This is a genomic window from Methyloparacoccus murrellii (genome assembly GCF_054657115.1).
Genome location: NZ_BAAHXD010000001.1, coordinates 31,712 through 56,099, shown reverse-complemented (window position 1 = coordinate 56,099; position 24,388 = coordinate 31,712). Strand labels below are relative to the sequence as shown.

The window sequence follows — 24,388 nt, the reverse complement described above, 5'->3', positions numbered from 1 at the left end:
CCGGTTGTGGGGTTGGGAATCGGCTTGTGCCCGGTCCGGGCGCGGGGGATGGGTGGTCTTGGGCGATGTCCGGGACGATAGGCCTCAGGCGTCGGCCCGGCGCAGCTCCAGCGACACTTCCTGGGTCATGAACTGGTAGCTGTCCTTGATGATGCGCTGTTTCTCGAGCTCGGACGTCAGCTCGGCGTCAAGGTCGTCGGTCAGCTGGCGCATGATCAGCATGGCGATTTCTCCCTTGATGGCGTCGAAATAGGCCAGCAGCTCGACTTCCAGCTCCTCGAAGTAGTTCTTGATGCCGCGGCGGGCGAACAGGTTGATCTGGTGCTGCTGCCGGTGCGCGTAGTCGAGAATGCCGGTCTTGTAGTATTCCAGTGCCCGGTCGATGGCGTCGCCGGCATGAGGTGCGCTCCCGGGGGCGGCCGCTGTCCCGGTCAGGGCATGGTGGATGCGGTTCAGGGCATCGAGGCCGAGCTTGCGCAGCTGCTGGATACCGTCCCCGGGGCCGATCAGGCTCATGGTGCGGGCCAGCGTGACGGCATCGTCGGGATTGCCCTGGACCGTCTTGAGGATATTCTCGGCGCTCTGGGTGTCCCGCAGCGTTTCCTGCTCCATGACGGTCCGCCCGAACTGGTTGACGATATCGCCGTATTCGAACAGGAAGACATCGCACATGCCCTTCAGGCGGTTCTGCAGGTCGCGGCCGCTCAGGCGGTCCTCCAGCTCCTGGAGCACGCTGTCCGGCAGCACCTCGGTGGCGACGATGGCCTGCAGCAGCTGGGTCAGGTGGCGCTTGACCATGTGGTCTTCCAGCAGCTGTTGCAACTGGCCGCGGAACGTCTTCTGGATGTTGAGGTTTTCCTCGATCTTGTGCGGCAGTCGGCTGACCACCGCGTTGAGGTCCAGGCCCTTCAGCAGCTCGTTCTTGAGCGCCTTGCGGTCGAGCGTATCAATGGCGGTCTTGACCTGTTCGCTCAGCTGGGCCTGATCCTCCTCCCGCCAGAAGACGAACTCCGGCAGCAGCTCGGTCCGCAGCAGCTTGACGTGTTCCTCCACCGTCTGGCGCAGGCGTCGCAGGGCTTCGTCCTGCCGGCGCGACAGCTGGCTGGCGATGAAGGTGCTCTTCATGCCGTCGTCGTCGATGTCCTGGTAGCTGCGATACAGCGGTTCCAGCCATTCGCGCAGCCGCCGGGCCAGATCCAGGTACTCGCCGCGGGCTTCCTCGAGGAATTCGGCCTTGGCGGTATAGGCCAGGTACTCGAACAGGCTGGTACGGAAGCTGGAAAAGCTCTTGGTTTCCTCCAGCGCCTTGATCTGGTGGGCGGCCTCGCCCTTGTCGGGGACCCGGCCGATCGCCTTCTTGAGGCTGTCCACGTGCTCGCGCACGCTGGGGCTGGCATCCAGGCGGCCCTCCTGGATCAGCTTGAGCAGCAGGTAGTTGAGCGCCGAGACCTTGAAGACCCGGTCCTTGGTGATGTGGAAGCCGTAGTGCTCGATCTTCTGCTCGAAATTCGCCAGTTCCTCCTTCTTCTGCCGCGCGCTGAGGACATCCCACTGGTTGATGACCCAGAATGCCCGTTGCAGCACGCGCTTGCGCTGGCTGTGGATCTCCGCCAGCAGCTCGATCTCCTCGCCCTCCAGCAGGTGGAAGACCTTCATGGCGATGACGAAGGCCTTGGCGTCGTTCTCGACATAGGTCTTGGTGACCTTGCGGTGCCGGGGGTTGACCACGCCCAGCCCCGGCAGGTCGACCAGCACCACGTTCTCGGGGATGTTGACGTCGCTCAGGTAGATCTCGGCCTGGTTGACGAACAGGACATCGGCATAGTCTTCGGTGACGTAGTTGGGCAGTTCCTCCAGGCTGATTTCCTGGGTGGCGCCGCTGAGCCGGTCCCAGCCCTCGATCAGGGCCTTGAGTTCGTCGAAGAATTTCTGCTTGTTGAAGGAGCCGTACTGGGTCCGCTGGCGCTCGATGTCGCTGCCCAGGCGGGCCAGCAGCTCGGCCTTGCCCAGGGCGCGGTAGGTCTCCGGATTGGTGCGCAGTTCCTTGGAGAGCTCCTCCAGGTACAGATCCTTGAGTTCGGCGCGCTCCGCCTCGGTAAGGTAGGAGATGATGGCCTTGTTGCTGCGGCCCTTGCGGATCAGTGTGGGGATGGCGGTCAGCGACTTGGTCGCCTGCGGCAGGATGTCGTCGCCGAGCACGGCGTTGATGATGGTGCTCTTGCCGGCGGAGAAGGCGCCGAGGAAGGCGACCGGGAATTCGGGGGACTTGAGGCGTTCCAGCCAGGCACGCTTGCGACCGATGAAGTACTGGAAATCCTCGCTGACGTTCAGGTAGGGCGCCGCCGCGTCGAAGACGTCGAACAGGCGGGTGAACGCCTTGATGTACGTGTTGTAGTCCGCCTCTTTCATCGCCTCTGCTTCCTGTGGATTCCCCGGCTCCACCGGGCGGAAAGACCGCTGCCGCCATGGCCGGCTGCTGCCTGATGCCTCATGGGCACACTAGTTTACCATCGAAAGCCGCGGCGGCCCGGGCCTTGCCGGCCGTGGGCGCGCGCGCTCAGCCCGCTGCATCGGGACTGGCGGCCAGGCGGCGGAGGATGCCATCCGGTTCCGCCACACCCCGCGCGACGATGGCATCGGCCCTTGCCTGGCTGTCCGCTACGGCGTAGATGCGCAGCTCGTCCGCATTGCCGGAAGGCCGCAGGTGGGCGATGTCGCCATTGCCGAAGGACAGTCGCAATCCGTCCAGAGTGTTGATGCGGACGATGGCATCAAAGCCGTCCTCGGGCGTGAAGAAGGTCGCCAGCGTGGCGCGCAACCCCAGCAGCTGCCGGACATCCGCCGCAGTCAGTGGCAGTGGCTCGCCGGTGGCGGTACGGCCGTGGAGCGTCTCATCCGCTGCGAACGCCAGTTCGCAAAGGCCGGGCTGGGGCGGCGAATGGCGCGCCAGCAGCGCGAGGCTCTGCGCCCGCGGGAAGTTCCTCAGCAGCGCCGCCCGGCTGTAGCGGCGCGGGAGCTCCTGGAACAGCGTGGTCAGGGGAATGCCCCGCTCGCGAGCGGCGGCGAGGACCGCGATGATCGGCAGTACGGCATCCCGGGTCGGCAGGGGTGCCAGTCGCCGGCCATGCCGTTCCAGGGTCGAGCCGGTCAGGAAGCCGCCGTTGGCCTCCCAGCCGCACACGGCCTGCCTGCCCCGCGCCAGTGCGGCCTGCATGCCGGCGATGACGAAGGGTGAGCCGATGCGCGTCCTGGGTTCGAGGCGGTCGCGCAGCGTGCCCCGATCGATGGCGTCATTGCAGCTGATCGGCACCACGACCGCGTCGGCAGCCAGGTATTCCGCGGCGATCATGCCGACCAGGTCGCCACCGAAGAACTGTGCCCGGTGCGTCACGGGGTCGACCCCCACGATCAGCGGCCGGTCGCTGTCCCCATCGGTCGAGACCAGTGCGTCCACGGGGCCGTGACGGACGGCGGCTGCGTCGATCAGTGACTGCATGCCGCCGAGCTGGGCCTGGTCGATGTTCTCGGTATCGATGGGCACGAAGGATTCGCTGCGCCCGGCCTCGATGACCTCTGCGCCGAGACCGCGCAGGATCTCCGGCACCAGATCGCGGCCGACGGCGGAATGCTGGTACATGACTATCTGCAGCCCGGCCAGGATATCGGCGGGGAAAAAGTCCAGGTACCGATGCAGATAGTTTTCGCGGGCGGCCGGCTGGATTGCGGGCAGCTGCCGATGGCCATCCTTGAACTGGCCATCGGCGCCGAAGGGCGAATCGGCCAGGGATTGGGCATAGACACGCGCGCGGACGCTGGCGACCTGCTCGTTAATGGGGTGTTCATGGTGTTTCAGCAACTCGCCACGGGCGGTGTTGGTCTTGTAGCCGTTGCGATCGAAGGGAATGTGGCTGCCGGTCACCATCATGCTGCCCTTGCCCAGCAGCAGCGCGTGGGCAGTCAGCGCCGGCGTCGGAATGGCGCCACAGTAGACGGGGTTCATGCCCGCCGCGCGGATGGCTGCCACGATGGCCTGCGCCAGTTCGCCCCGGTTGGGTCGCCCGCCGATCAGGCTGGTTGAGCTGGGCCGCAGGTCCGTGGCAAGGAAAAAATCGTCGCCCCGCAGGATGCCGCCTTCATCGGCTGGCAGACTTTGCAGGTATTCGAGTTCGGCCAGGGCGTTGATGAAAATTTCCAGCTGGGAAAGGTCCGCCAACAGGCCCCGGCGGCCGCTGGTGCCGAACTGCAGCGGGCGCGGTGCTGGCGACAGTTGCCGGCCCAGACGCATCGGATCATGGCTTGAGGCGAGGGTCGAGCTTGCGAATGTCATGGCGGGAGCGATTTCTTGATGCAGTGGTACAGGTTTTTCCTGCTCCGGGTTTGGCGCTTCGGTCGGGCAGTGTGCCCGGCGTTCGTGGTGACATGGCAACGCGCCGCATCTCCTGTCGGGGAGGGGATGCCGGGCGTTGCGATGCTGCGCAAAAAGCAAACCCGCCATGAGGCGGGTTTGCAGGGTTACAGGTAACCGGGGCTACCCATGTCGAGGGCGGGGAGCTTAGTCACCCATCCAGCGCAGTTCCACGCGGCGGTTCTTGATGCGCCCTTCCTCGGTGCCGTTGTCGGCGATCGGGTACTCAGTGCCGTAGCCCTTCGCATACAGGTTGTTGGTCACACCCTTACTGCGCAGGTACTGGGCAACGGACTCGGAACGATGCTGCGAGAGGCGCAGGTTGTGCTGTTCCTTGCCTTTCTTGCCTTCGTAGCTGGCATAGCCGGCGACCTCGATATCCTTCTTGGCCGGGAAGGCAACCAGCTGCTCGACGACACCGTCGAGGATGGTCATGGCGCCCGGGGTCAGTTCGGCGGAGTCATACTTGAAGTTGACGCCCTTGAGTTCCATCACGATCGGGCAGCCCTGGTCGTCGACCTTGGTGCCGGAAGCGGTGCCGGGGCACTTGTCGTCGCAATCGTTCACGCCGTCGGCGTCGGTGTCGCGGGTCGCGCAGTCGTCGGCCGCGATGGGTGCGGCAGCGGCGGCGCCCGGCTTGTCGCCGAACGGAACGACGAAGCCGACGTTCACGAGCAGGTCGTTGAACAGGTCGGTGTTGCCGGGCCAGTTGCTGGCGGCGGTATCGCCACGGTAGCGGACGTCGCCGCGCAGCAGGAAGTTGTCAGCCAGTTCGTAGGTTGCGCCCGCGCCGGCTTCGAAGATGAAGGAGGCGGTCTGTTTGCTGGTCAGGTTGTTGACGCCACCCGGGCCGGCGGCCAGGTCATTGAAGGAGCCGCGCCAACTGGAGTTCATGCCGCCCATCGCGAAGACGGCGTAAGGCGAGAAGGTGTCGCGCATGAAATAGTACTGCAGGTCGATGGTGCCGCCGGTGAAGTCGGTGCCGCCATGATCCCAGGTATTGAAGTTGTTGGCTTGCCGCTGGTAGGCCGCGCCCAGTTGCGGAACACCGTTGTTGGTGATGTTCTGCCAGAAGCCCCGGATTTCCACGTTGAAGTATTCGTTGATGATCTTGCCCAGCGCCAGGCCCGCGCCCCAGCCGCCCTGTGCATTGCGGGCGCCTGCCGGCTGGATGAAGGTGCCGAACGGCGCGGCGTACCAGCGATCATCGGTGTATTCGCCGTTGCCCACCGGAGCCGAATAGGCGGCTGCATCGGTACCGGCAGCAGACGCGTCGACGGACGTGTCCAGTGTGTTGTGTTCGTCGGCGTAGGCGACGGATACACCCGTCAACCCCGCCAGGCTCAAGGCCAGTAAAGTTTTCTTCGACATGGTTTAGCTCCCAATTAGCCCAATTAACAACAGATGTTGAGAAATTCGCAACAGGGCCAATAGTAGCTGTTGCTGACAAGCCTTGCAACTACATTTTGCGGCGCGGAAGTCAATCCACCGGGGCGGGATTGGCGGAGCAAAGCACGCTCCCGGCCCGGGTTATCCGGCGGTCTCGTCTGTGTGGGCGTGGGCGTCCACGTTGGTGCGATGGCCCGGGAACAGGCAACTGAAGGTGCTGCCCCGGCCCAATTCGCTGCTGATCCTGAATTCTGCCCCGTGTCGCGCCATGACATGCTTGACGATGGCGAGGCCCAGGCCCGTGCCACCGGGGCCGCGACCCGCATCGACACGGTAGAAGCGTTCGGTCAGCCGGGGGATGAATTCCGGGGCGATGCCGGGCCCGGTATCGCTGACGTCCAGCTGCACCCCGCTCCCGAGCGGGCGCCAGCGCACGGTCACCCGATCACCCGCGCGGCAGTACTTCATGGCATTGTGGACCAGGTTCGAGAACGCGCTGCGCAATTCCTGCTCGCTGCCCAGCAGCCCGCTGTTGGTTTCCAGCGACAGCGCGATTTCGGGCTTGGCGTCGACGGCGAGTTCCTGCGCCTCCTCGACGATGGCCTGCAGCAGCTGTGGCACAGCGACCCGCTGTTTCGGCAGGGGATGGGTGGTCGATTCCAGCCGCGTCAGTGTCAGCAGGTCGTCGATCAGGGACTGCATGCGCAGCGTCTGTTCCTCGATGCGCAGCAACATCCGCGCCTGCGGTTCCGGAATCTGGCCGGCATTGTCGACCAGGGTCTCGATATAGCCGCGAATGACCGTCAGCGGCGTGCGCAGCTCATGGGAGACGTTGGCGACGAAATCGGTCCGGACACGCTCCATGAACCGTAGCTGGGTCACGTCCTGCGCCACCAGCAGACGGAGATCCTCGCCGTAGGGCACGATGCGGATGTCGAGTTGCAGGTTCGCGTTGGCCGGGGACGGAATGTCCACGGTGGCATCGTAGTTGGCGTGGGCGAGATAGTGATTGAACTTGGGGTAGCGGATCAGGTTGCCGATTTTCTGGCCAATGTCGCCGCGCCTGAGTCCCAGGAGTCGGCCGGCGGCATCGTTGAACCAGTCGATTTCGTCGCCGGCGCTGAGCACCACGGTGGCGTCCGGCAGTGCCGCGGTCGCGGTGCGGAAGCGTTCCAGCATGCGGATCAGTTGCTTCTTCCGGCGACGGTTGCGGCGGCGCAGGCGGAAGATCAGATAGAAGATTTCCTCCCAGATACCTGTGCTCTGGGGCAGCTTGCTGGCCTTGCCGCCGCGCAGCCACTCCAGCAGGCGGTTGGCGTGGATGAGGTGGTGGGCCAGATAGACCAGCACCACCACCCAGATGCTCAGCCAGGGGTGATGGAACAGCTTGCCCAGGAAGGCGCCGATCAACAGCGCCAGCAGGATCAGGGAAAGCTCGGAGCGCCAGGGGTTCAGCATGGTGTTGGATCAATGCAGCAGGGGCCGCCGATCATAAACCAGCATCAGTCATGTCATGATGACAGCCGGGGCCGGCAGCGCCAGGACGGCGGACTCGGTCTCACGCGTCCCGGTTCAGCAGCTGCAGCAGGCTCAGGGCCGCGAGTCCGAGGAAGCACAGCAGTACCCAGAACGGCATGCTCATGCCGAGCAGGGTCCAGTCCACATGGGCGCAGTCGCCGGTTCCGGTGACCATGGCCCTGAGTGTGTCCGACAGCGGGAAGTACTGGAACATGTAGGACAGGCCAGGGCCGCAGGCCGGGACCTCGTCCGCCGGCAGATGCTGAATCCACACGTGCCGGCCGGAGATGCTGGCGCCTGCCAGCGCCGTCAGCCCGCCGGCGATGGCGTAACCGCCGATGCCGCGCGGCCCCGGATTGTGGATGGCGGCCGCCAGCAGCACTAGGCCGGTGGCCACCACCATGATGCGCTGGGAGATGCACAGCGGGCAGGGGTCCAGCCCGTCGACGAACTGGAAGTAGAAGGCGGTCAGTATCAGCCCGACACAGAACAGGAATCCCAGCAGAAACCACTGCCGGGCCCGCAGGCGGTGCAGGAGCGTCAGCAACATCGGCAGCCTCCTGACGTTCAGATGGCGGAAACGGAAGGCTGGCTATCGAGCCGCATGCCAACCTTCATGATGACCTGGAACTGGGTGACCTTCCCGTCCCGGACCTGGCCCCGGGTTTCCACCACCTGGAACCAGTCGATCTTGTGATGGGCCTGCGTAGCCTTCTCGATGCCGCTGCGGATGGCATCGTCGCTGCTCAGCGGCGAGGTGCCGACGACTTCCAGAAGTTGATAGGCGGTGTGGGACATGGGGACGGTTTCCTCCTGCAGGGTGGGGAGGATATCTCCCCGACGGAGGGCAGAGATTATCAGCCGGCCGTGTTTTGCTCCACCCAGCGTTCGCCCCTGGCCAGGGTTTCCCGTTTCCAGAACGGCGCCCGGTGCTTGAGTGCCTCGATGATTGCCTGCGTCGCCTGCAGTGCCGCCGACCGGTGCGCCGACCAGACCGCGACCAGGACGATGGTCTCGTCGGGCCGCAGCTGCCCGACCCGGTGGATGACGAGGCAGTCGAGAAACGGCCAGCACTGCTGCGCTTCGGCCACGATCCGTGCCAGCTCCCGTTCCGTCATGCCGGGGTAATGCTCCAGCCACAGTCCCGCGACCGTCTCGCCCTCGTTGAAATCCCGCATGGTGCCGACGAACACGCTGGTGGCGCCGTACTTGCCGGCCGCCTGCCGCAGGTGCTCCGCCTGGAAGCGGAGCAGTTCCGCATAGGGGTCAAAGGCGGTTTCGCGTATCGAGATCATCCTTTCAGCCCCCGGTGACCGGCGGGAAGAAGGCGACCTCATCGCCATCCCGAACCAGCGTGGCCGCCTGGGCGTACTCCATGTTGACGGCGCAAAGCAGGTTTTCCGGCAGCGGGCGCCCCTCGTCGACGCTTTTCCAGACGTCCCCCACGGTGGTCAGGCCCTCGGCCATCAGCTGCTCCTCGACCCGTCCCATCTTTTCCCGCAGGCTGGCGAAATAGCGTACCCGGATGGCCATGGCGATGATCTCCAGAAGGATGGCGAGGGCATGAGTGTAACCCGCGTGAACACGCGTTCGGGCTGTTCCAGACCCCGGGGCAGCCGGCCGTGGTTGCCGGGCCCGCTCACCCAGACCGGGCGCGCCCAGCCGCGGGTGAAATCCGGAAAGGCCGAATCCAGCAATCCCGACTGGATCAGGGTTGGCAGCGCCGCCGTCCCGGCGGGCGGCTCGGCGGACTTCACCAGCAACAGTTGCAGGGCCGGGAGCCGTTCCGCCAGCCAGGCGGCCAGGCTGTCCGAACTGACCGACCAGCTGGCGGGGATGGCCTCCCGCACCAGCTGGTCGGCATCCGGCAGCCAGATGACCGCCTGCCCCCGCCTGTGGCAGGCGCGCAGTCCCCGCGTATCGCTGGCCATGGCCAGCGATGGGCAGAGTCCCTGCAGCATCCGGCCATACTGCGACATGGCACGGATGGCGAGCGCGTGGGCCAGCCGGTCGTCGAATTCCCAGCGCGCCTGCGCCTGGCGGACCGCGTCGGCGAAGGGGCCGCCGCCCGGCACCAGCACCACCGCATGCCGCGCGAGGCCCGCCAGCCACAGCGGCAGGCGGGGGGAGTCCCAGAAGCTCCCGCCGAGCTTAACGACCCAGGAGATGGGCACCGCTGGGGTCCCGGGTGCGGAACTGCCGCACCAGCCGCAGCATTGCCGCGGCCTTGTCGTGGCATTCCTGGTATTCCTGGTCGACCTTCGAGTCCGCCACGATGCCGCCGCCGGCCCAGAAGCGCAGTTCCCCGCGGGAGTGGACCAGGGTGCGGATGCTGATGTTGCTGTCCATGTTGCCGTCGAAACCGATGTAGCCGATGGCGCCGCAATAGAGGCCGCGGCGGTGCGGCTCCAGCTCCTCGATGATCGCCATGGCGCGAATCTTCGGCGCGCCGGTGATCGAGCCACCCGGAAAGCAGCCGCGCAGCAGATCCATGGTGCCCTGTCCGGGCCGGAGACGGCCGCGGATGGTGCTGACCATGTGGTGGACAGTGGCGTAGCTCTCGATCTCGAACAGCTTTGGTACATGCACCGAGCCGGGCTCGCAGTTCTTGCCGATGTCATTGCGCAGCAGGTCGACGATCATCAGGTTCTCGGCCCGGTCCTTGAGGCTGTCGCGCAACGCCAGCACCTGCAGCGCATCACCGACGGCGTCCTGGATTCTCGGACGCGTGCCCTTGATCGGTTTGGTCTCGACCTCGCCCCGGGTCACCTTGATGAAGCGCTCCGGCGACGAACTGAGCACCTGCACCTGCGGATACTGGAGATAGGCGCTGAAGGGGGCGGGATTGGTGGTCCTGAGGTATTGGTAGGCGACCCAGGGGTTGCCCTGGCAGGCCGCCGCGAAGCGCATGGCCAGGTTGACCTGGTAGCAGTCCCCCTCGGCGATGTAGTGCTGGATGCGTGCGAAGGCCCCTGCATAGGCGCTCCTGTCCAGGTTGGCGCGGACATCGGCCAGTACCTCGAAGTCCCCGAGCCGCCAGCCCAGGGTCTGGATCTGGCTGAAGGCCTCGATCAGGTGCGGCCAGCGCCGCTCGACACGCCGGCTGTCGCCGCGTCCCGCGAGCCAGGTACGGCGTTCGCGGTGATCGACGACGACACACCATTCATAGATGCCGACCATCATTTCCGGGATACCCTCGGCATCCAGAGCCCGCTGCGGGAGCTTTTCCAGCCGCCGGGCCAGGTCGTAGCCGAAGTAACCGATGGCGCCGCCGCAGAACGGCAGGCTGGCGTCGGCTGGCCGGGCCCGGCCCAGCGCCGCCTGGACCAGGGCGAAGGGATCCTCGGGCGACAGCCGGATGTCGGTGCCCTCGCGAATCTCGGTCAGGCTCCCGCGGGTGACCAGGGTGGCGACGGGGTCGGCGGCGATGATGTCGTAGCGGCCCTGGCGGCTGTGCGGGAAGCCGCTGTCCAGGAAGACCGCCCAGGGCCGATCGGACCAGGGCAGGAACAGGGCCGCGCTGTCCTCGAAATAGGGCAGCTCCTGAAGTCGTGTCGTCATCGGACCTCCGCGCGCCAGCCATGCAGGGCCAGCGCCGCGATGGCAGCGGCCGGGCCGCAGTCGGCGGCATCGAAGTCACCGGCCGCAGGCCCGGTCGTGAAAAGGTCGCTGAACTCGCGATAGGGCCGGTCCAGGCGCTGCGCCAGCTGCCGGACCAGGAAGCGCCCGACACCCAGGCCCACCAGTGGTGCCTGCTCCGTCAGCAGGCCGCGCGAGAGTTGCAGTTCGACCGCCTCCCGCAGCCGGGCAAGCTGGCACTCGCGCAGGTATCGGGCCAGATCCTGCCAGTGCGCCGGCGGCAGATCCTCGGCATCGTATCCAAATTGCCGCGCCAGCCGTTGCCGGCTGGCGGCCGATGTCTTGGGCCCCTGATCGGCGGCCGGATGCTGGTCCGCCCGCTCGGGCAGTTCGCCGGTCAGTCGATAGACATCCGCGGTGGTGGCGAACAGCTCGGCCATGACCGGCGCCCAGGCGCCATTCACCGGGGCGCGCAGGGCGATCGTCATGGCCGGGGTCCTTGCTACGCCGCCGTAGAGCAGTTCGTCGTGTCGCATGCGTTCGCTGTCGGTAAAGCCGCGTGGTCGCGGTTGACCACTGGCGAAGGGCAGGAGATCGGTGGTGGTGGTGCCGATGTCGATCAGCAGTCCCTCCGGCATCCGGCTGGCCGTCCAGAACCCGCTGGCCAGCCAGTTGGCCGAGGCCACCCGGCGGGCATGATCGGGCGCCAGCGCGGCGGCCGCAATCCAGCCAGCATGGCCGGCGAACACCTCGACCGGCATCGGCGCCAGGTGTTCCCGCATACGTGCCGCGAGCGCTAGGACGCCTGCGGTCCGGTTGGGGAAATTGTCGGCCAGCTCGCCCGTCATGGTGATGCCGTGGCGGTCGGCCGCCGGTTTCGGCAGATGGCTCAGGATGCGCGCCAGAGCCGCTTCGAGTTCCCCAAGGCCGCGCCAGAGCGGGCAGGCTTCCTGGCGGGCGAACACGATGGCGCCGGTTGCATCCAGCCGGACGGCCTTCAGGTGGGCGCCGCCGATATCCCAACCGACCACGCTACCGTCCATCAGTGTCCACCCCAGGCGATGGTGACGGGCTGGGCGCGTGGCGGCGGCACCGCAGGCAACACGCCGTCGGCCTGGAGTTGCAGCACCAGCGCGGCCGGATTGACGCCCGTGGCGGACCTGAGCCCGGCATGGGACGAGGCCAGGCGCGGATTGACCTCCAGAACCTGCGGACCCTGGGTGGTGAGGATCAGGTCGACACCGGCCAGCCCCCACAGCTCGGGCATGGCGGCGGCGATCGCTGTTGCCAGCCGCTGGAAGGTGCCCCCGCTATCGGCGAGCGAGCCGACCCGGCAGCCCCGCAGCGAGATCCCCCCCTGCGCATCGACATGGATGAGCTGGGTATTGATGCTGAGCAGAGCGGCCTGGCCGCGCGCCGCCAGCAGGGACAGGCTGAGGCTTTCGCCAGCCAGCCAGGGTTGCGCCAGCCGGGGGGTATCCGCGGTGACAGCGTTTCGCCGCCGCGCCCATTGCCCGGGCTCGCTGACGCGGTAGGTCTCCTCGCAGCCCGCGCCGCCATCGGGTTTGACGACGAACGGGAACGGCCAGGGTGGCGCGTCCGCATCGGCGGGCAGCGCCCGGCTGGGCACCACGGGAATGCCATGCTGCGCGAGGCGCGCCAGGGTCCGCCGCTTGCTGGCGGCGAGCTCGACGCCGGCCGTGCCGGTCGTCAGCAGCACCTTACCGGCTTGCTCGACGTCCCGGCACAGCGCTTCCAGCAGGCCATCGCTTTCGGGGGCGATCGGCCAGGCGGCATCGACCTGCGCGAGCAATTCCCGCCAGCATTGCCGGCCATCCGCGCCGGGTTCCACGAACCGCCAGTCCACGCCGCGGGCCGAGGCGGCCGGGGTGATGGGCAGGCGGCGGTCGCGCAGCGCCAGCAGCCTCAGTCCCGGCAGTGCCGACAGGTCCGCCAGCAGGGCGTCCAGCATGAGGTCGCCTTCCGCCGCGAGGGCATGGCTGGGCGCGCCGGCCTGGCCGGCGCCGGTAATATATTCAAATACCAGAACTTTCACGGTGTTTCCGCGTGCAGATCATTCCGGTCATCGATCTCATGGGTGGACAGGTTGTCCAGGCGTATCGGGGCCAGCGCCAGCACTACGCGCCCCTGCGGTCGCCGCTGAGCCCGGATGCCGGTCCCGTGTCGGTGGTAAGCGGCTTGATGCGCCTGGCGGCGTTCGCCACGGTGTATGTCGCCGATCTGGATGCCATTCTGGGGAGCGCGCCGCAAAGCGCCATTATCGCCGAATTGCTGCAACGATTTCCGGACACGGTCTTCTGGGTCGATGCCGGTCTGCCGCTGGAACCTCCGGTGCGAACGGGCCGGCCGGGGCAATGGGTGCCGGTGCTGGGCAGCGAGTCGCTGACCGAGGCGACGCTGGGCGAGCTGGCGCGCTGGCAAGCCGATTGCGTCCTGTCGCTGGATTTTCGCGACGACCAGCCGTTGGGCCCCGGGCGGATATTCCGGGAGGCGGACCGGTGGCCGCGGGATGTGATTCTCATGACCCTGGGTCGTGTCGGCAGCCTGGAAGGCCCCGATCTCGGACGCCTGGAAAGTCATGTGCGCCGTTATCCCGGCCATCGCCTGATCGCGGCGGGCGGGGTTCGCCATGTTGCCGATCTGGAATCGCTGCAGCAGGCCGGAGCCGCGGCGGTGCTGGTGGCCAGCGCGATACATCGGCAGTGGCTCGATGCGGCGGTGATTCGCCGGTTCAACGCGGAAACGGTCAGCCGCTGAGGAATGAAGGGCGAAAAAAAACGCTGCCCGAGGCCAGGCCCGGGCAGCGTTTTTAGTGCGAGGCGTCTTACTTGTGCGCCGCGAAGGGATGCTCGACGGAACCCTTCTGGGCCACGACGTCGGCTGCCTTCGGCTCGCCGGCAACGGCGCGCTTGATGGACAGCTTGGTCGCTTCGTAGTTGTAGTCCTGGATCTTGGCGTCGTCCTCGGCCAGCCAGTGGATGAAGACGCCGACGCAGATGAACAGGTCATCGGCTTCGTCGGCCGGGATGGTGCCGTCTTCCACGCAATCGGCAACCGCCATGGCGACGCCGCGCTGGGCCGGTCCGAACATCTGGGTGGCCTGCTTGCCGTTCTTGATGGTGACCTTGTTGAACATCACGGTGGCGGGCTTGCACAGCAGGTTCGGCGCGACCACGGCCAGCAGGCTGGTGAAGCCATCCTTGTTGTTGGTGACGCAGTTGGCGAACGCGGTCTCGGCCGCGCTGCCGCGCGGACCCATGATCAGGTCGATGTGGGCGATTTCGTTACCGCCGCCACACAGGGCCTCGCCAACCAGCATCTTGTTGATTTTTCCCATATTTAAGTCCTCGGTATTATCGTTGTTGAAGAAAGAAAAGAACTTCCTAAGAATCGACATTGGCATGTCTCCCCGGCAGGTGAACCCGGTGGGGGCCCGCCTTGTTATTGGTATTTCGGTCTCCTCACTGTGGCCTGAAATCTCGCGTTTCAGTATTGACTCCCCAGTCGCGCCGCCAGGAGCGTCGCCACTGTCAAGTCCGCCGATGTGCCTGGATTGATGCCGCCTGCCTTGAATTCCCTGTCAAGGTCACGCAGGATCTCCAGTCTCTGGTGGGTCGATTCGCATCCGGCCAGGCGGATTTCCGCCTCGGTCGTGCGGCTGGAAACCTGTCTGGCCTGGTCCGCACCGAACTTGCGTTCGATGTGGCTATCCGGATGACGGCTCAGAAAGCTGACAAACACGGCTACGGTCGCCCACTCTTCATCATCCCCAAGGGATAGCCGCGCATCATACAGTGGAACCGCTATGCGGAAAATATCGGCAAATGAATCACTGTATTGCCGGGCCACGCGGTCGCGGTCGGCGGCCAGGCGCATGGCGTCGAACAGGGAGACAGTCGGCTTGTCGTGGACATCCTGTTCGGCGGCATCTCCCAGGCCCGCCGGGTTGGCACAGCGAATGGCCCGGTAGACCCAGGTCGCGTCGTCGACGGACGTCGTGGCGAGGGTCTGCCGTAGCGCTTCGTGCAGCGAGGATCGCCGCACCGGCGAGAGGAAGGCCGCCAGCAGGGGCGCCGCGAGCAGCAGGATGCCGAGATTGGTGTTGCAGCCGACCTCGGCGCGGGTGACCTCGGTGGCGCGGCAGATGCGTTCGCCGAGGCCAAGTTCGAGCTCGCAGAGCCAGGGCGCGCTGACACGGGCGCTGCGGCGGAAGTCCTCCACGGTCATGTCGTGCCCTTCGGAATGCAGGCTGACATTGCCGGGCTTGAAGGCTCTCAGTTCCAGTTCGCAGGCCCATCGATAGGCGGCTTCGGCCGCGGCCTGGCGGCCCGGCCGGACAGCCGCGCCGCTCATGGGGCGCACTGGCGGTCGAGGACGGCCGGGTCGAGCCGGGCCAGCAGGTCGTCCACCAGGCGATCGGCGATGGAGGTATCGGTCACGCCCTGCAGACCCTTCCAGGCGGGAATGCTGTTGACCTCCAGCACGGCGTAGCGCCCCTGCCGGTCGCGGATGATGTCGACTCCGGCATAGTCCATGTCCAGCACCCGCACTGCCTCTTCGGCCAGGCGGCAGAGCCGCAGGTCGTCCAGCCGCACCGGCTCGCACATGGCGCCCTGATGCACATTGTTGAGCCAGGTCAGTCCGGAGCGGCGCATGGCGGCGACGGTCCTGCCGGCGATGACGAAGACGCGGAAGTCGTGCGAGCTGTCCCCGGAATCGATGAAGCGCTGCAGGTAGTACATGCCCTGGTCAGCGCTGAAACCGTCGAGATCCTCGCGGCGGTCGTAGCGGCGCAGGCCATCGCCCTGCGAGCCGAACAGCGGTTTCGACACCAGCCGGTGGCCGCTGGCGAGTTCGCGCTCGGCCAGTTCGCGGGCGGCCAGCGGATCGCTCATGACCCAGGTCGGCGGCGTTGGGATGCCGGCGCGGCGCAGCAGGAAGCTGGTCATGGCCTTGTCGACCGTGCGCTCGATGGCGCGGCCATCGTTGTAGACGGGGATGTCCAGCGTCGCAAGGGCATGCAGGATGTTCAGGTAGAACACCACCTGTTCCAGCGTGCCGCCCGGCACGCCGCGGACGAACACGGCGTCCGGCAGCCGGCCTTCCAGGCCGGGCAGCCAGATGCCCGGCCCCTCGCTCTCCAGGTCCAGGCGGCAGGCGGTGAGGCTCAGGAAGCGGGCCTCGCAGGCGCGCGCGGCCAGCGACTCGCGCAGGCGCTTGCCGTGCCAGCCCGGATCCTCGGTGAAGATGGCGATGCAGGGCCGCACTATTCCTCGAACGAACGGTCGAGCAGGGCCTCGTCCAGGGCGCCCGCGTGGAAGCTGTGTCCGGATTCGATGGCGGTCACGATCACCCGCGCCGGGCTGAACAGCATGGCGTCGACCTTGAAGAAGTCGTAGCCGTACTCCTTGAAGACCTCGGCAAACGGCTTGCCGTAGTCGCGCGAGGTCGAGCTGGGAAGCTCGGTGGCCAGCGCCTTGGCCGCCTCGTCGCTACCCTTGACGAACAGGTGCGCGGTGCCGCCGAAGAGAATGGCATCATTGGTGCGGCCCATGGCCTTGACGAAGCTGGGGTGCGGCGGCGGGACCGGCGCCGAGGCCATGCCGTCGACGATGTTGCCCAGCGGGAAATGCAGCGAGTGAGCCTTGTGCAGGGCCACTTCCAGGACCCGGCTGACAACCTGCATGCCACCGGCCAGGCTGGAGGTCGGTGTCAGGATCACGTGCACGCTGTCGGTTTCGACCTTGCAGGCCCGGGCGATCTTGTCGATCACCTCGACCGGCGGCACCTTGTCGACTTCCATGACGATGGCGGTTTCGCCGTGCACGTCGCGATAGCCGAGCTCCTCGTAAAGCTCCTCGACCGGCTTTTCGACGCCGTCCTTGATCTTGGTGGCCATCGCCCGCGCCGGGCCGGAACCCAGGGCATAGAAGGCGCCCTTGCCCTCGCCATGGGCAAGGCTCCAGCCGGCGTACTGGCTGCCGAGGCAGGCGAACACCGGGTTGGTGCTGTGGACATTGACCATGGTCGGCCAGCGCTTGAAGGTCGAATCCTGGATCAGGCTGACCTTGCCCAGGCCCCCCATGCAGATCTCGGCGATCAGGCGGCCGGCTTCGAGACCGCCGACCGCCTGGATGCCTGCATCGATGACGGTGCAATTGTTGGCCAGACGGTCGATCTTCAGCCGCAGCCGGTCGGCATGCGCGATCATGTACTTGACGATGGGCAGGGCGTAAGCGTTGACGCTGACGTGGGATTGCATGAAGCTCGTCTCCGGATGTGAGTGATGTGGGGGTGTGGTCGGTTTGGCCGGATGCCGTTATGGCGGCAGCAGGGCGTTCAGGCGATGGTGGCGCCGTGCCAGCTGCGCGAGCGTCGCCGCCGGGTTCGGCGTCGCGGCCAGCACGGTGCACAGCGGTTGGCCGGCTTCGCAGCGGGTGCCGGGCATGGGCCGGTCGGCGACCCAGGCCGGCCAGCGGATATCCGCCGGCAGCGTCATGGTCCGGGGTGCCAGCGCGACGCGGAAGGCACGGATCTGCCGGGCCGGGGCGATGTCGACCAGCTGGCCGCTGCGGCAGGCGCGAACATGGGCGGCGAGAAGACCTTCCGCGTAGTCGGGATCGTGGAGGGCCAGGGTGGCGCTGGGGCGGGCATTCACCTCCAGTACCTGCGGCTGGCCCCGTCGGTCCAGCACGAAATCCAGGCTGCCCAGGCCCACGAGACCCGTTGCCCGCGCCAGCCGGTCCAGCCAGCCGGATAGCGTTCCGGTCAGGGGATGCTGCGGCAGGGGGTGGCTCATGGCGCCAGCGAAGAGGAAGGGGGTCTCGCCGCGGTCCAGCGTCCAGAGCGTATTGATGCCGAGCAGGCGCGCCGATTCGCCGTTCGCCAGAAACAGCGCCGAATGGGCGGCGCCTTCGATATGGCGCTGGAAATAATCGCCTGGAGCGGCCTCATGATGGGCGCAGAAGCGTACACGCTTGCCCCCCTCGCTGCAACCGGACTTGATCAGCCAGCCGGCGGGATCGCGGGGGCGCTGGAACCGGACCTCGGGATACGGTATGCGGCAGCGATCCAGCCATTCGAAGAAGTGCCGGGGATCGCGGAATTGGCACTGGATTGACGGCGGATTGCCGAGCATGACCCGCTCGCGGCCCAGCCGGGCCAGCACCTCGGGCTGCCCGTCGAGGCCGCTGCCGCAGACCAGCGGGTAATCCCAGGCCGGTGCCAGCCGTGCCGCGGCGGTCAGCAGCGCCGCGTCATCGAAGCCCTGTCCGGTGTCGGGGATGGCGGCCACGGCTGCCGCGGCGGCGCGCGTATCGGCATCGCCATAATGGTCCAGGACAACGGCCCGCATGCCTGCCCGCTGCGCCGACTGTGCCAGCGCCCGGGCCGAGCAGCTGATCAGCAGCAGTTGCGGCGGCAGATCGGGCGCGCAGGCCGGGGATGTGCCGATGGCGGCATCAGGCAAGGGCGCCGGCCAGATCCTGCACCAAGGCGCCGCGGCGGCGCGGAGTGCCGACGAGGAAGCGCAGGTGCTCCTCGCCGGATTGCTGTTCCCGGCACCGCGCGCACAGCCGCTCGGCTTCTGCCCGGCTGGCGGCCAGGCAGAACCCGGTCGGACCCCAGGAACTCTGGCCGATGCCTACGCCACCCTGGGCGGCCAGGCAGTCCAGCGCTGCGGCGACCCGCGGACTGGTGAAGCGGCCGCCCTGCGCCGGCGCGAAATGATCGCCCACCGCGGCCTGCAGGGCGGTGACGAAGTCGCCGAAGGCCACCAGATCGGCTTCGAGCAGGGCCGGCAGACCTTGCATTACCAGCAGGTGGCACAGGTGGGCGGCCGCGGCCCGGGGAAATTCCGGCAGCGTGGCAAAGGCCTGGGTCTCGCCCTGACCGTGCAGACCCTGATCCGCCTGATCCAGCACGATGACGAAGTGCCAGTCCGCGGGAAAATCCAGCCGCGCGATCACCGGCGGAACCCCGGTTCGCGCCCCGCGCCCCGCGTCCACCACCAGGCCGCCGGCTTTGAAGCAGGCGATGCCGATGCCCGAGCGGGCGCCGCGCTGGGTGATGGCGGCAATCTCCGCCGGGGCAAGATCGAGCCCGTGCAGGCGAGCGAGCGCGGTACCCACCGCCAGCGCCATCTGCGTGCCGGAACCGAGGCCGGCGTGGCCTGGAATGGCTTCGCGGATGGTGATGCGGGCCGGCAGGGCCCGGCCCAGATGGACCGCCAGCCGTTCCGCGCCACGCCGCGCCCGCTCCGCGTCGGGCCCGCTGACCTGCAGTTCGTCGGCCGCCTCCGCGATCAGCTGGGTACCGATCTCCTCGAGTCCGACGCCGATGCTGCCGAAACGCCGCCCCAGGCTGCCGCCCAGGTCGAGAAAACCCATGTGCAGGCGGGCCGGGGCCTCGACCAGGACGGCGTCGGGCAGTGTTGCTGGGGCAGGCTTGCGATGTGGCACGGGGAAATCGTGGGGGCGCGGTCTCGGGCGGCAGCTGTCCGGTACGTCCTCAGGCCGTGGCTCAGCGGCTGACGGTCTGGATCACCCCGCAGGCCATACGCGCGCCGCCAGGCTGGTCGGCGTAGTTGTCGGCCTCCGCATGGATGATCAATGCCCGTCCCCTGACCTCGTCCAGGCGCAACCGCTTCGAGACGATCGCTTCCCGGGCCGTGCCGTCGGCGGCCACGTTCAGCACCGGCAGGTCACCCTTGTGCCCGGCACCCTCGGGGCCCTTGTGCTGGCCGGTCTTGTCGGGATCGTAATGGCCTCCGGCGGCGAGACCGGCCTGAGCCTTGCCGTCCTTTTCACCGGGAGCGCAGCCGCTGCCCTCGTGCAGATGGAAACCATGCGGGCCGGGCGGCAGGCCGGCCAGATCCGGCTGGAAGGCCAGGCCGGCGGCGGTTTCGCTGATGGTGACGGTGCCGAGGCGCGCACCGACGCCCTGGGCATCGATGCGGTGGATCTCGGCGCTGGCCTCCTGGGCCGAGGCCAGCAGGGACCAGAACAGCAGCAGCAGGGTTAGCAGGGACTGTGACATGGCGCGCTCCGTGATGGTTTTTCTATCCATTGTAAACGGATCGAACCGGGCGGGGATCGGCTCGGTTTCAACCCGGCCGCAGCCGCCGGACCGCGAGAAAGGGCAGCGCCACCCCGCAGGCCAGTATCAGGCCGCAGCCGATCAGGGCCGTGCTGTCGGGTGTCTCGCCAAAGAAGGCGATGCCCATCAGCATGCTCATCACCGGCGCGGAGTAGCCGACCGCGCTGACCAGTATCGCCGGCGCCAGCTGGTAGGCCCGGGTGAGCAGCAGCTGCGCCGCACTGCCGGCGATACCGGCCGTCAGCGACCAGGTCCAGGCCATGCCGCCCGCCGGCAGTGCGAAACCGCTCCAGGCGAACCAGACGAGATGGAACAGCACGGCCACCAGGCAGAAGTAGAACACCACGGTGGCGGGCGGGTTGCTGCGGCCCGCGCGGGCGATCATCAGGTAGGCCAGCGCCGCGAGGAAGCCCGAGAGCACGCCCATCAGGCGGCCGGTCAGGTCGACGGCATCCAGGCCGGGACGGAACAGCAGGACCATGCCCGCCACCGCACCCGCTATCGCCAGCCAGTCGCGCAGGCTGTTCCGCTGCGACAGGACCCACGGTCCCAGCGCCGCGACGAAGATGCCGCTGCTGGCCGTCAGGAAGGCGCTTTCGCCCGGTCCGATGCGCTGGATCGAGGCAAACGAGAGCATCAGCGATACGCCGCCGAACAGCCCGCGCAGCCAGAGTGCCAGCCGCAGGTCACCGAACAGCCCGCGCAGGTTGCCTGCCACCATGGCCGGGAGGAGTAGCGCCGCCAGATTGACGCTCACGCGGACGAAGCTGATGACGCTGGCTGCGACTGGCACCGCCAGTCGGGAGGCCGCATACACGCAGTTCGCCATCAGCGCGAAGAGAACGCAGGCCAGCAACATCAGCAGCAGTCCTCGCGCCTCCTGCGGGCGGCTTCCAGTGCGGCGGGATATCGGCATGGAAGCGATTAGACGCCAGGCCTGCCGGGGCTTCAAGCCGGCCTGTCAGCGGCGGGCGCAGGGGGCGAAAAAAACGTGGGCAAAACGGAAAGGCCGTGTTACCGTAGCTTCGCCTGTACAGTTCTTCCATGGCGTCGCGTTATTGCTTCGCGAATCCAGCGTCTCAGCCGCTCCGTTCTTGAAGTCCGCTCTCCCACGAAGTAACTCCCAAGGTTGAACCGGTCCCCGTGACCACTGTTGTTTGTCAAGTTTGAGTTCCGACGGCCTGTCGGAGCTGGAGATGTTGGTATGAAAAACATTTACGTAGGCAATCTTTCCTTCAAGACCACGCAGGATGAACTGCGCGAGGCATTTGCCCAGTTCGGCGACGTGTCCTCCGTCAATATCATCACTGACCGCATGACCGGCCAGTCCAAGGGTTTCGGTTTTGTCGAAATGGAAGATGCCGGCGCGCAGGTCGCGATCGACAAGCTGAACCAGACCGACCTGGGTGGCCGTACCATCACCGTCAACGAAGCGCGTCCGCGCGACGACAACCGCTCCGCGGGTCCGCGTCGCAGCAACTTCGGCGGCGATCGCAACGATCGCGGTGGCTTCGGCGGCGGTCGCCGCTTCTGATCGCCCCTCCGGTCAGGCGCTGACGCTTCGCGGGGCCGTTATCGGCCCCGTTTCCGTTCTGGCACCCGGAAATCCCGGCCATGCGTGCGGGATCGGGTCCTCTCTTTCCTCACAGCCCTCGCGGCAGAACCTTCGGCCAAGCACGGCCGGCGTCTTGCCCCGGCGTCCTTCCCATCCCCCATCAACCCGCGTTTCCCGCCGGGATTCGACCAAGGCTTGCCCCGTCAATCCTGACTGCGAGCGATCTTCCGGCGGCGCCCGCTTGCGTTGCCAAGGCTCCCGAACCGGCCCGGCGGCCGGCCGCCAGCGCGAAGGTCGCAGACCATCCCGTCGCATCGCCGCCCGGTTCCCGGAACTGACGTGAGCGGCGGTCACATGATTGCGCTTGCTTTTGCCCATACCGCATTGCACACTCCGAACGTCTGGTTTGTTGCGACATAAAAGGGGTATGGGTCATGGAAAACGAAAATAAGCCGCCCATCACGTCGGAGTTTACGCCGATTGGAACCTGGGCCTTGCTGTGCATGGTGGCCATCGCCATGCTTGCGGCCTGGTTATTCCTGTATTTCGGGGTTTTCCTGCCGCGTGGCACGGTGCATTAGCGGAGTTTCACGATGGACAAGAATCACGATTCTGATCAGAGATCGCCGCTGGCCGCCGAGCTCCGGGAACTGCGCGACCTGCCAGCCAGGTTGCACGTCGATCCGCTGGAGAAACGCTGGATCTACGTCGCCCTGGCCATGGTCGGCACCTTCGTGGCCGCCATCCTCTACACGGGCCTCGTCAAGCACGTGCATCCGCCCGGCGCGATGGAAACCATCGATTCCGCCCGTCTGCATCTCAGCGAGGAATTCGCCGAGGACAGGCTGGGCGTCGCCACGCTGCCGGACGGCAGCATCCGCGTGACGCTGGTCGCCGCCCGCTACGGTTTCTATCCGCGCGAGATTCGCATTCCGGCCGGCCAGCCGGTCACCTTCCGGGTGGCCAGCGCCGATGTCCTGCACGGCATTCACGTGCCCATGACCAACATGGCCACCATGGTTGTGCCCGGCTACGTTTCCACGCTGACGACCACCTTCCCCAAGCCCGGCGAGTACCCGATGCTGTGCAATGAATACTGCGGCATGGGACATGACCATATGTGGAGCAAGGTCACGGTCGTGTCGCGCGAAAGCTGGCAGTCCGGCACCACGCAAACGACGGGGAGATAAGGGCATGGCTGAGAAAAACTTCAGAATCTTCGTGCTGGGCCATTTCTGGCTCGCCTTCGGGGCCTTCGGCCTGGCCTGCCTCCTGGGCTTCTATCAGGTGCTGGAGCGCAGCGGCCTGATCGCCGCCATCCAGTCGCCACAGGTCTACTTCGCCTCCGTCAGCACCCATGGTGTCCTCATGGGGTTCGTGCTGACCACCTTCTTCATCATGGGCTTCGGCTATCTGGTGGCGACCAGCAGCCTGAAGATGCCGATCTGGAATCCGCGCCTGGCCTGGGCCGGGTTCGCCATCTCCGTGTCCGGAACCCTGATGGCGGCGGTTCCGCTGCTGCTGGGCAAGGCCTCGGTGCTGTACACCTTCTATCCGCCGGTGCAGGCCAGCGCGTTCTTCTACCTGGGCGCCACCCTGCTGATCGTCGGTTCCTGGTTCTGGGCCGCCATCATGGTGGTGATGTTCGCTCAGTGGAAAAAGGCCCATCCGGGCGAACCCGTGCCGCTGCCCATGTTCGCCAATACCGCGAATGCCCTGCTGTGGCTGTGGACCAGTGCCGGCGTGGCGCTGGAGGCCGTGTTCCAGCTGATTCCCTGGGTACTGGGCTGGATCGATACCATCGACGTGGGGCTGGCTCGCACACTGTTCTCCTGGACCCTGCACCCGATCGTCTACTTCTGGCTGATTCCGGCCTACATCGCCCTCTATTGCCTGGTGCCCCAGGCGGCCGGCGGCAAGCTGTTCAGCCAGGACCTCGCCCGCCTCGCTTTCGTCCTGCTGCTGGTGTTCGGCTTGCCGATCGGCTTCCATCACCTGTACATGGACCCCGAGCAGGGCAAGGGCTTCAAGATGATCCATGGCATCGGTACCTTCCTGGTGGCCGTGCCGACCCTCTTGACCGGCTTCACCGTGGTCGCCTCGCTGGAGAAAGCCGGCCGCGATGCCGGCGGCACGGGGCTGTTTGGCTGGATCGGCGCGCTGCCCTGGCGTAACCCGCTGGTGCTGGCAGCCATCCTGGCGTTCCTGATGCTGATCGCCGGCGGTTTCGGTGGCATCGTCAACGCCAGCTATGCCATGAATGCCATGGTCCACAATACCGCCTGGGTGCCGGGGCATTTCCATCTCATCTTCGGCGGCACCACGGTCATCCTGTACTTTGCGGTCGCCTACGCCGTGTGGCCGCGGGTGACCGGCAAGGCGCTGATTCCGGGTGCCCTGCCCCTGGTGCAGTTGTGGAGCTGGTTCATCGGCATGATCATCCTCAGCACGCCCTGGCATATCCTCGGCCTCCTCGGCCAGCCACGGCGCATTTCCAGCGTCGCCTACAACAGCGTGCTGACGCTGGCCTGGGATCCCTACGAGCTGGCCATGATCATCGGTGGTGCGGTCCTGCTCGGCTCGGCCCTACTGTTCCTGCACATCCTGGCCAAGTCCCAGAAGCGCGGCGAGCCGGTGAGCGAGGCCATCGCCGAAATCCGCTACGCCGACAGCGAGCCCGCGGGCGGCCGCGTGCCGCCGCTGCTGAATGGCTTCGGTGTCTGGAACGTCATCATCCTCGCGCTGATGCTGGCCAACTTCGGCTATCCGATCGCGCAGTTCTTCCTGACGAAAACCTTCGGCTCGACCGGATGGGGGTATTGATC

Annotated in this window: 25 protein-coding genes; 5 read left to right on the top strand and 20 right to left on the bottom strand. The window is 66.7% G+C overall.

Annotation, left to right across the window (positions count from 1 at the left end):
• Nucleotides 1-84: 84 nt before the first annotated feature.
• From ACYQ1H_RS00260 to ACYQ1H_RS00205, 12 genes are all read right to left on the bottom strand, one after another.
• A complete protein-coding gene (locus ACYQ1H_RS00260) occupies nt 85-2,409 on the bottom strand; it encodes a dynamin family protein (protein ID WP_460026114.1) in 2,325 nt (774 codons plus the stop codon).
• Between the two features lie 148 nt (nt 2,410-2,557).
• Nucleotides 2,558-4,327, bottom strand: a complete 1,770-nt coding sequence (locus ACYQ1H_RS00255) for a phosphohexomutase domain-containing protein (RefSeq protein ID WP_460026113.1) — start codon at nt 4,325-4,327, stop codon at nt 2,558-2,560.
• 225 nt (nt 4,328-4,552) lie between these two features.
• Nucleotides 4,553-5,776 (bottom strand): OmpA family protein, encoded by a 1,224-nt coding sequence (locus ACYQ1H_RS00250; RefSeq protein ID WP_460026112.1) that lies wholly within the window; start codon nt 5,774-5,776, stop codon nt 4,553-4,555.
• A gap of 159 nt (nt 5,777-5,935) precedes the next feature.
• Nucleotides 5,936-7,252 (bottom strand): phosphate regulon sensor histidine kinase PhoR, encoded by a 1,317-nt coding sequence (gene phoR / locus ACYQ1H_RS00245; RefSeq protein ID WP_460026111.1) that lies wholly within the window; start codon nt 7,250-7,252, stop codon nt 5,936-5,938.
• A gap of 100 nt (nt 7,253-7,352) precedes the next feature.
• Nucleotides 7,353-7,862: a disulfide bond formation protein B gene (locus ACYQ1H_RS00240; RefSeq protein ID WP_460026110.1), complete on the bottom strand. Its 510-nt coding sequence runs from the start codon at nt 7,860-7,862 to the stop codon at nt 7,353-7,355.
• Between the two features lie 17 nt (nt 7,863-7,879).
• Nucleotides 7,880-8,110, bottom strand: coding sequence for a dodecin (locus ACYQ1H_RS00235; protein WP_460026109.1), 231 nt, complete (start codon nt 8,108-8,110; stop codon nt 7,880-7,882).
• Nucleotides 8,111-8,169: 59 nt separating this feature from the next.
• Nucleotides 8,170-8,607: a molybdenum cofactor biosynthesis protein MoaE gene (locus ACYQ1H_RS00230; protein ID WP_460026108.1), complete on the bottom strand. Its 438-nt coding sequence runs from the start codon at nt 8,605-8,607 to the stop codon at nt 8,170-8,172.
• A 4-nt stretch (nt 8,608-8,611) separates the two neighbouring features.
• Nucleotides 8,612-8,845 carry a molybdopterin converting factor subunit 1 gene (gene moaD / locus ACYQ1H_RS00225; RefSeq protein WP_460026107.1) on the bottom strand — a complete coding sequence of 78 codons (234 nt, stop codon included), beginning with the start codon at nt 8,843-8,845 and terminating at the stop codon, nt 8,612-8,614.
• Entirely contained in the window at nt 8,779-9,486 is a 708-nt protein-coding gene (locus ACYQ1H_RS00220) for an amino acid kinase family protein (protein WP_460026106.1), read from the bottom strand. The genes moaD and ACYQ1H_RS00220 overlap by 67 nt, the downstream gene beginning before the upstream one ends.
• On the bottom strand, nt 9,464-10,873 hold the full coding sequence (gene pabB, locus ACYQ1H_RS00215; protein ID WP_460026105.1) for an aminodeoxychorismate synthase component I: 1,410 nt from the start codon (nt 10,871-10,873) through the stop codon (nt 9,464-9,466). The genes ACYQ1H_RS00220 and pabB overlap by 23 nt, the downstream gene beginning before the upstream one ends.
• The gene (locus ACYQ1H_RS00210) at nt 10,870-11,934 is read right to left on the bottom strand and encodes a hydantoinase/oxoprolinase family protein (protein WP_460026104.1); all 1,065 of its coding nucleotides are present in this window, start codon (nt 11,932-11,934) and stop codon (nt 10,870-10,872) included. Before ACYQ1H_RS00210 ends, pabB begins: the two co-directional genes overlap by 4 nt.
• Nucleotides 11,934-12,947 carry an ATP-grasp domain-containing protein gene (locus ACYQ1H_RS00205; RefSeq protein WP_460026103.1) on the bottom strand — a complete coding sequence of 338 codons (1,014 nt, stop codon included), beginning with the start codon at nt 12,945-12,947 and terminating at the stop codon, nt 11,934-11,936. The genes ACYQ1H_RS00210 and ACYQ1H_RS00205 overlap by 1 nt, the downstream gene beginning before the upstream one ends.
• 11 nt (nt 12,948-12,958) lie before the next feature.
• Here ACYQ1H_RS00205 and ACYQ1H_RS00200 point away from each other — a divergent pair, with 11 nt between their 5' ends.
• Nucleotides 12,959-13,669 (top strand): HisA/HisF-related TIM barrel protein, encoded by a 711-nt coding sequence (locus tag ACYQ1H_RS00200; protein ID WP_460026102.1) that lies wholly within the window; start codon nt 12,959-12,961, stop codon nt 13,667-13,669.
• Nucleotides 13,670-13,736: 67 nt separating this feature from the next.
• On the opposite strand, the gene fae is transcribed toward ACYQ1H_RS00200, so the two are convergent.
• From fae to ACYQ1H_RS00160, 8 genes are all read right to left on the bottom strand, one after another.
• The gene (gene fae / locus ACYQ1H_RS00195; protein WP_460026174.1) at nt 13,737-14,249 is read right to left on the bottom strand and encodes a formaldehyde-activating enzyme; all 513 of its coding nucleotides are present in this window, start codon (nt 14,247-14,249) and stop codon (nt 13,737-13,739) included.
• 149 nt (nt 14,250-14,398) lie between these two features.
• Nucleotides 14,399-15,265, bottom strand: a complete 867-nt coding sequence (locus ACYQ1H_RS00190) for a triphosphoribosyl-dephospho-CoA synthase (RefSeq protein WP_460026101.1) — start codon at nt 15,263-15,265, stop codon at nt 14,399-14,401.
• A complete protein-coding gene (locus ACYQ1H_RS00185) occupies nt 15,262-16,182 on the bottom strand; it encodes an ATP-grasp domain-containing protein (protein ID WP_460026173.1) in 921 nt (306 codons plus the stop codon). Before ACYQ1H_RS00185 ends, ACYQ1H_RS00190 begins: the two co-directional genes overlap by 4 nt.
• The gene (gene mch, locus ACYQ1H_RS00180; RefSeq protein WP_460026100.1) at nt 16,179-17,174 is read right to left on the bottom strand and encodes a methenyltetrahydromethanopterin cyclohydrolase; all 996 of its coding nucleotides are present in this window, start codon (nt 17,172-17,174) and stop codon (nt 16,179-16,181) included. Before mch ends, ACYQ1H_RS00185 begins: the two co-directional genes overlap by 4 nt.
• A gap of 57 nt (nt 17,175-17,231) precedes the next feature.
• Nucleotides 17,232-18,380, bottom strand: coding sequence for an ATP-grasp domain-containing protein (locus ACYQ1H_RS00175; RefSeq protein WP_460026099.1), 1,149 nt, complete (start codon nt 18,378-18,380; stop codon nt 17,232-17,234).
• Entirely contained in the window at nt 18,373-19,371 is a 999-nt protein-coding gene (locus ACYQ1H_RS00170) for a beta-ribofuranosylaminobenzene 5'-phosphate synthase family protein (RefSeq protein ID WP_460026098.1), read from the bottom strand. Before ACYQ1H_RS00170 ends, ACYQ1H_RS00175 begins: the two co-directional genes overlap by 8 nt.
• A gap of 61 nt (nt 19,372-19,432) precedes the next feature.
• Complete coding sequence (gene sodC, locus ACYQ1H_RS00165; protein ID WP_460026097.1) at nt 19,433-19,948, bottom strand: superoxide dismutase [Cu-Zn] SodC; 516 nt, start codon at nt 19,946-19,948, stop codon at nt 19,433-19,435.
• A 67-nt stretch (nt 19,949-20,015) separates the two neighbouring features.
• Nucleotides 20,016-20,924, bottom strand: coding sequence for a DMT family transporter (locus tag ACYQ1H_RS00160; protein WP_460026096.1), 909 nt, complete (start codon nt 20,922-20,924; stop codon nt 20,016-20,018).
• Nucleotides 20,925-21,212: 288 nt separating this feature from the next.
• Here ACYQ1H_RS00160 and rbp point away from each other — a divergent pair, with 288 nt between their 5' ends.
• The 4 genes from rbp (at nt 21,213) to ACYQ1H_RS00140 (ending at nt 24,386) form a co-directional block, all read left to right on the top strand.
• Nucleotides 21,213-21,542 (top strand): RNA-binding regulator, encoded by a 330-nt coding sequence (gene rbp / locus ACYQ1H_RS00155; RefSeq protein ID WP_460026095.1) that lies wholly within the window; start codon nt 21,213-21,215, stop codon nt 21,540-21,542.
• A gap of 455 nt (nt 21,543-21,997) precedes the next feature.
• The gene (locus ACYQ1H_RS00150) at nt 21,998-22,144 is read left to right on the top strand and encodes a hypothetical protein (RefSeq protein WP_460026094.1); all 147 of its coding nucleotides are present in this window, start codon (nt 21,998-22,000) and stop codon (nt 22,142-22,144) included.
• A 12-nt stretch (nt 22,145-22,156) separates the two neighbouring features.
• A complete protein-coding gene (locus tag ACYQ1H_RS00145) occupies nt 22,157-22,753 on the top strand; it encodes a cupredoxin domain-containing protein (RefSeq protein ID WP_460026093.1) in 597 nt (198 codons plus the stop codon).
• Between the two features lie 4 nt (nt 22,754-22,757).
• Nucleotides 22,758-24,386: a b(o/a)3-type cytochrome-c oxidase subunit 1 gene (locus ACYQ1H_RS00140; RefSeq protein WP_460026092.1), complete on the top strand. Its 1,629-nt coding sequence runs from the start codon at nt 22,758-22,760 to the stop codon at nt 24,384-24,386.
• The last annotated feature ends 2 nt before the right edge of the window (nt 24,387-24,388 follow it).

Coding starts and splice junctions, on each gene's coding strand:
- ACYQ1H_RS00260 (WP_460026114.1), bottom strand. CDS start 2,409: ATGAAAGAGGCGGACTACAACACGTACATCAAGGCGTTCACCCGCCTG.
- ACYQ1H_RS00255 (WP_460026113.1), bottom strand. CDS start 4,327: ATGACATTCGCAAGCTCGACCCTCGCCTCAAGCCATGATCCGATGCGT.
- ACYQ1H_RS00250 (WP_460026112.1), bottom strand. CDS start 5,776: ATGTCGAAGAAAACTTTACTGGCCTTGAGCCTGGCGGGGTTGACGGGT.
- phoR (WP_460026111.1), bottom strand. CDS start 7,252: ATGCTGAACCCCTGGCGCTCCGAGCTTTCCCTGATCCTGCTGGCGCTG.
- ACYQ1H_RS00240 (WP_460026110.1), bottom strand. CDS start 7,862: ATGTTGCTGACGCTCCTGCACCGCCTGCGGGCCCGGCAGTGGTTTCTG.
- ACYQ1H_RS00235 (WP_460026109.1), bottom strand. CDS start 8,110: ATGTCCCACACCGCCTATCAACTTCTGGAAGTCGTCGGCACCTCGCCG.
- ACYQ1H_RS00230 (WP_460026108.1), bottom strand. CDS start 8,607: ATGATCTCGATACGCGAAACCGCCTTTGACCCCTATGCGGAACTGCTC.
- moaD (WP_460026107.1), bottom strand. CDS start 8,845: ATGGCCATCCGGGTACGCTATTTCGCCAGCCTGCGGGAAAAGATGGGA.
- pabB (WP_460026105.1), bottom strand. CDS start 10,873: ATGACGACACGACTTCAGGAGCTGCCCTATTTCGAGGACAGCGCGGCC.
- ACYQ1H_RS00210 (WP_460026104.1), bottom strand. CDS start 11,934: ATGGACGGTAGCGTGGTCGGTTGGGATATCGGCGGCGCCCACCTGAAG.
- fae (WP_460026174.1), bottom strand. CDS start 14,249: ATGGGAAAAATCAACAAGATGCTGGTTGGCGAGGCCCTGTGTGGCGGC.
- ACYQ1H_RS00190 (WP_460026101.1), bottom strand. CDS start 15,265: ATGAGCGGCGCGGCTGTCCGGCCGGGCCGCCAGGCCGCGGCCGAAGCC.
- mch (WP_460026100.1), bottom strand. CDS start 17,174: ATGCAATCCCACGTCAGCGTCAACGCTTACGCCCTGCCCATCGTCAAG.
- sodC (WP_460026097.1), bottom strand. CDS start 19,948: ATGTCACAGTCCCTGCTAACCCTGCTGCTGCTGTTCTGGTCCCTGCTG.
- ACYQ1H_RS00160 (WP_460026096.1), bottom strand. CDS start 20,924: ATGCCGATATCCCGCCGCACTGGAAGCCGCCCGCAGGAGGCGCGAGGA.
- rbp (WP_460026095.1), top strand. CDS start 21,213: ATGAAAAACATTTACGTAGGCAATCTTTCCTTCAAGACCACGCAGGAT.
- ACYQ1H_RS00150 (WP_460026094.1), top strand. CDS start 21,998: ATGGAAAACGAAAATAAGCCGCCCATCACGTCGGAGTTTACGCCGATT.
- ACYQ1H_RS00145 (WP_460026093.1), top strand. CDS start 22,157: ATGGACAAGAATCACGATTCTGATCAGAGATCGCCGCTGGCCGCCGAG.
- ACYQ1H_RS00140 (WP_460026092.1), top strand. CDS start 22,758: ATGGCTGAGAAAAACTTCAGAATCTTCGTGCTGGGCCATTTCTGGCTC.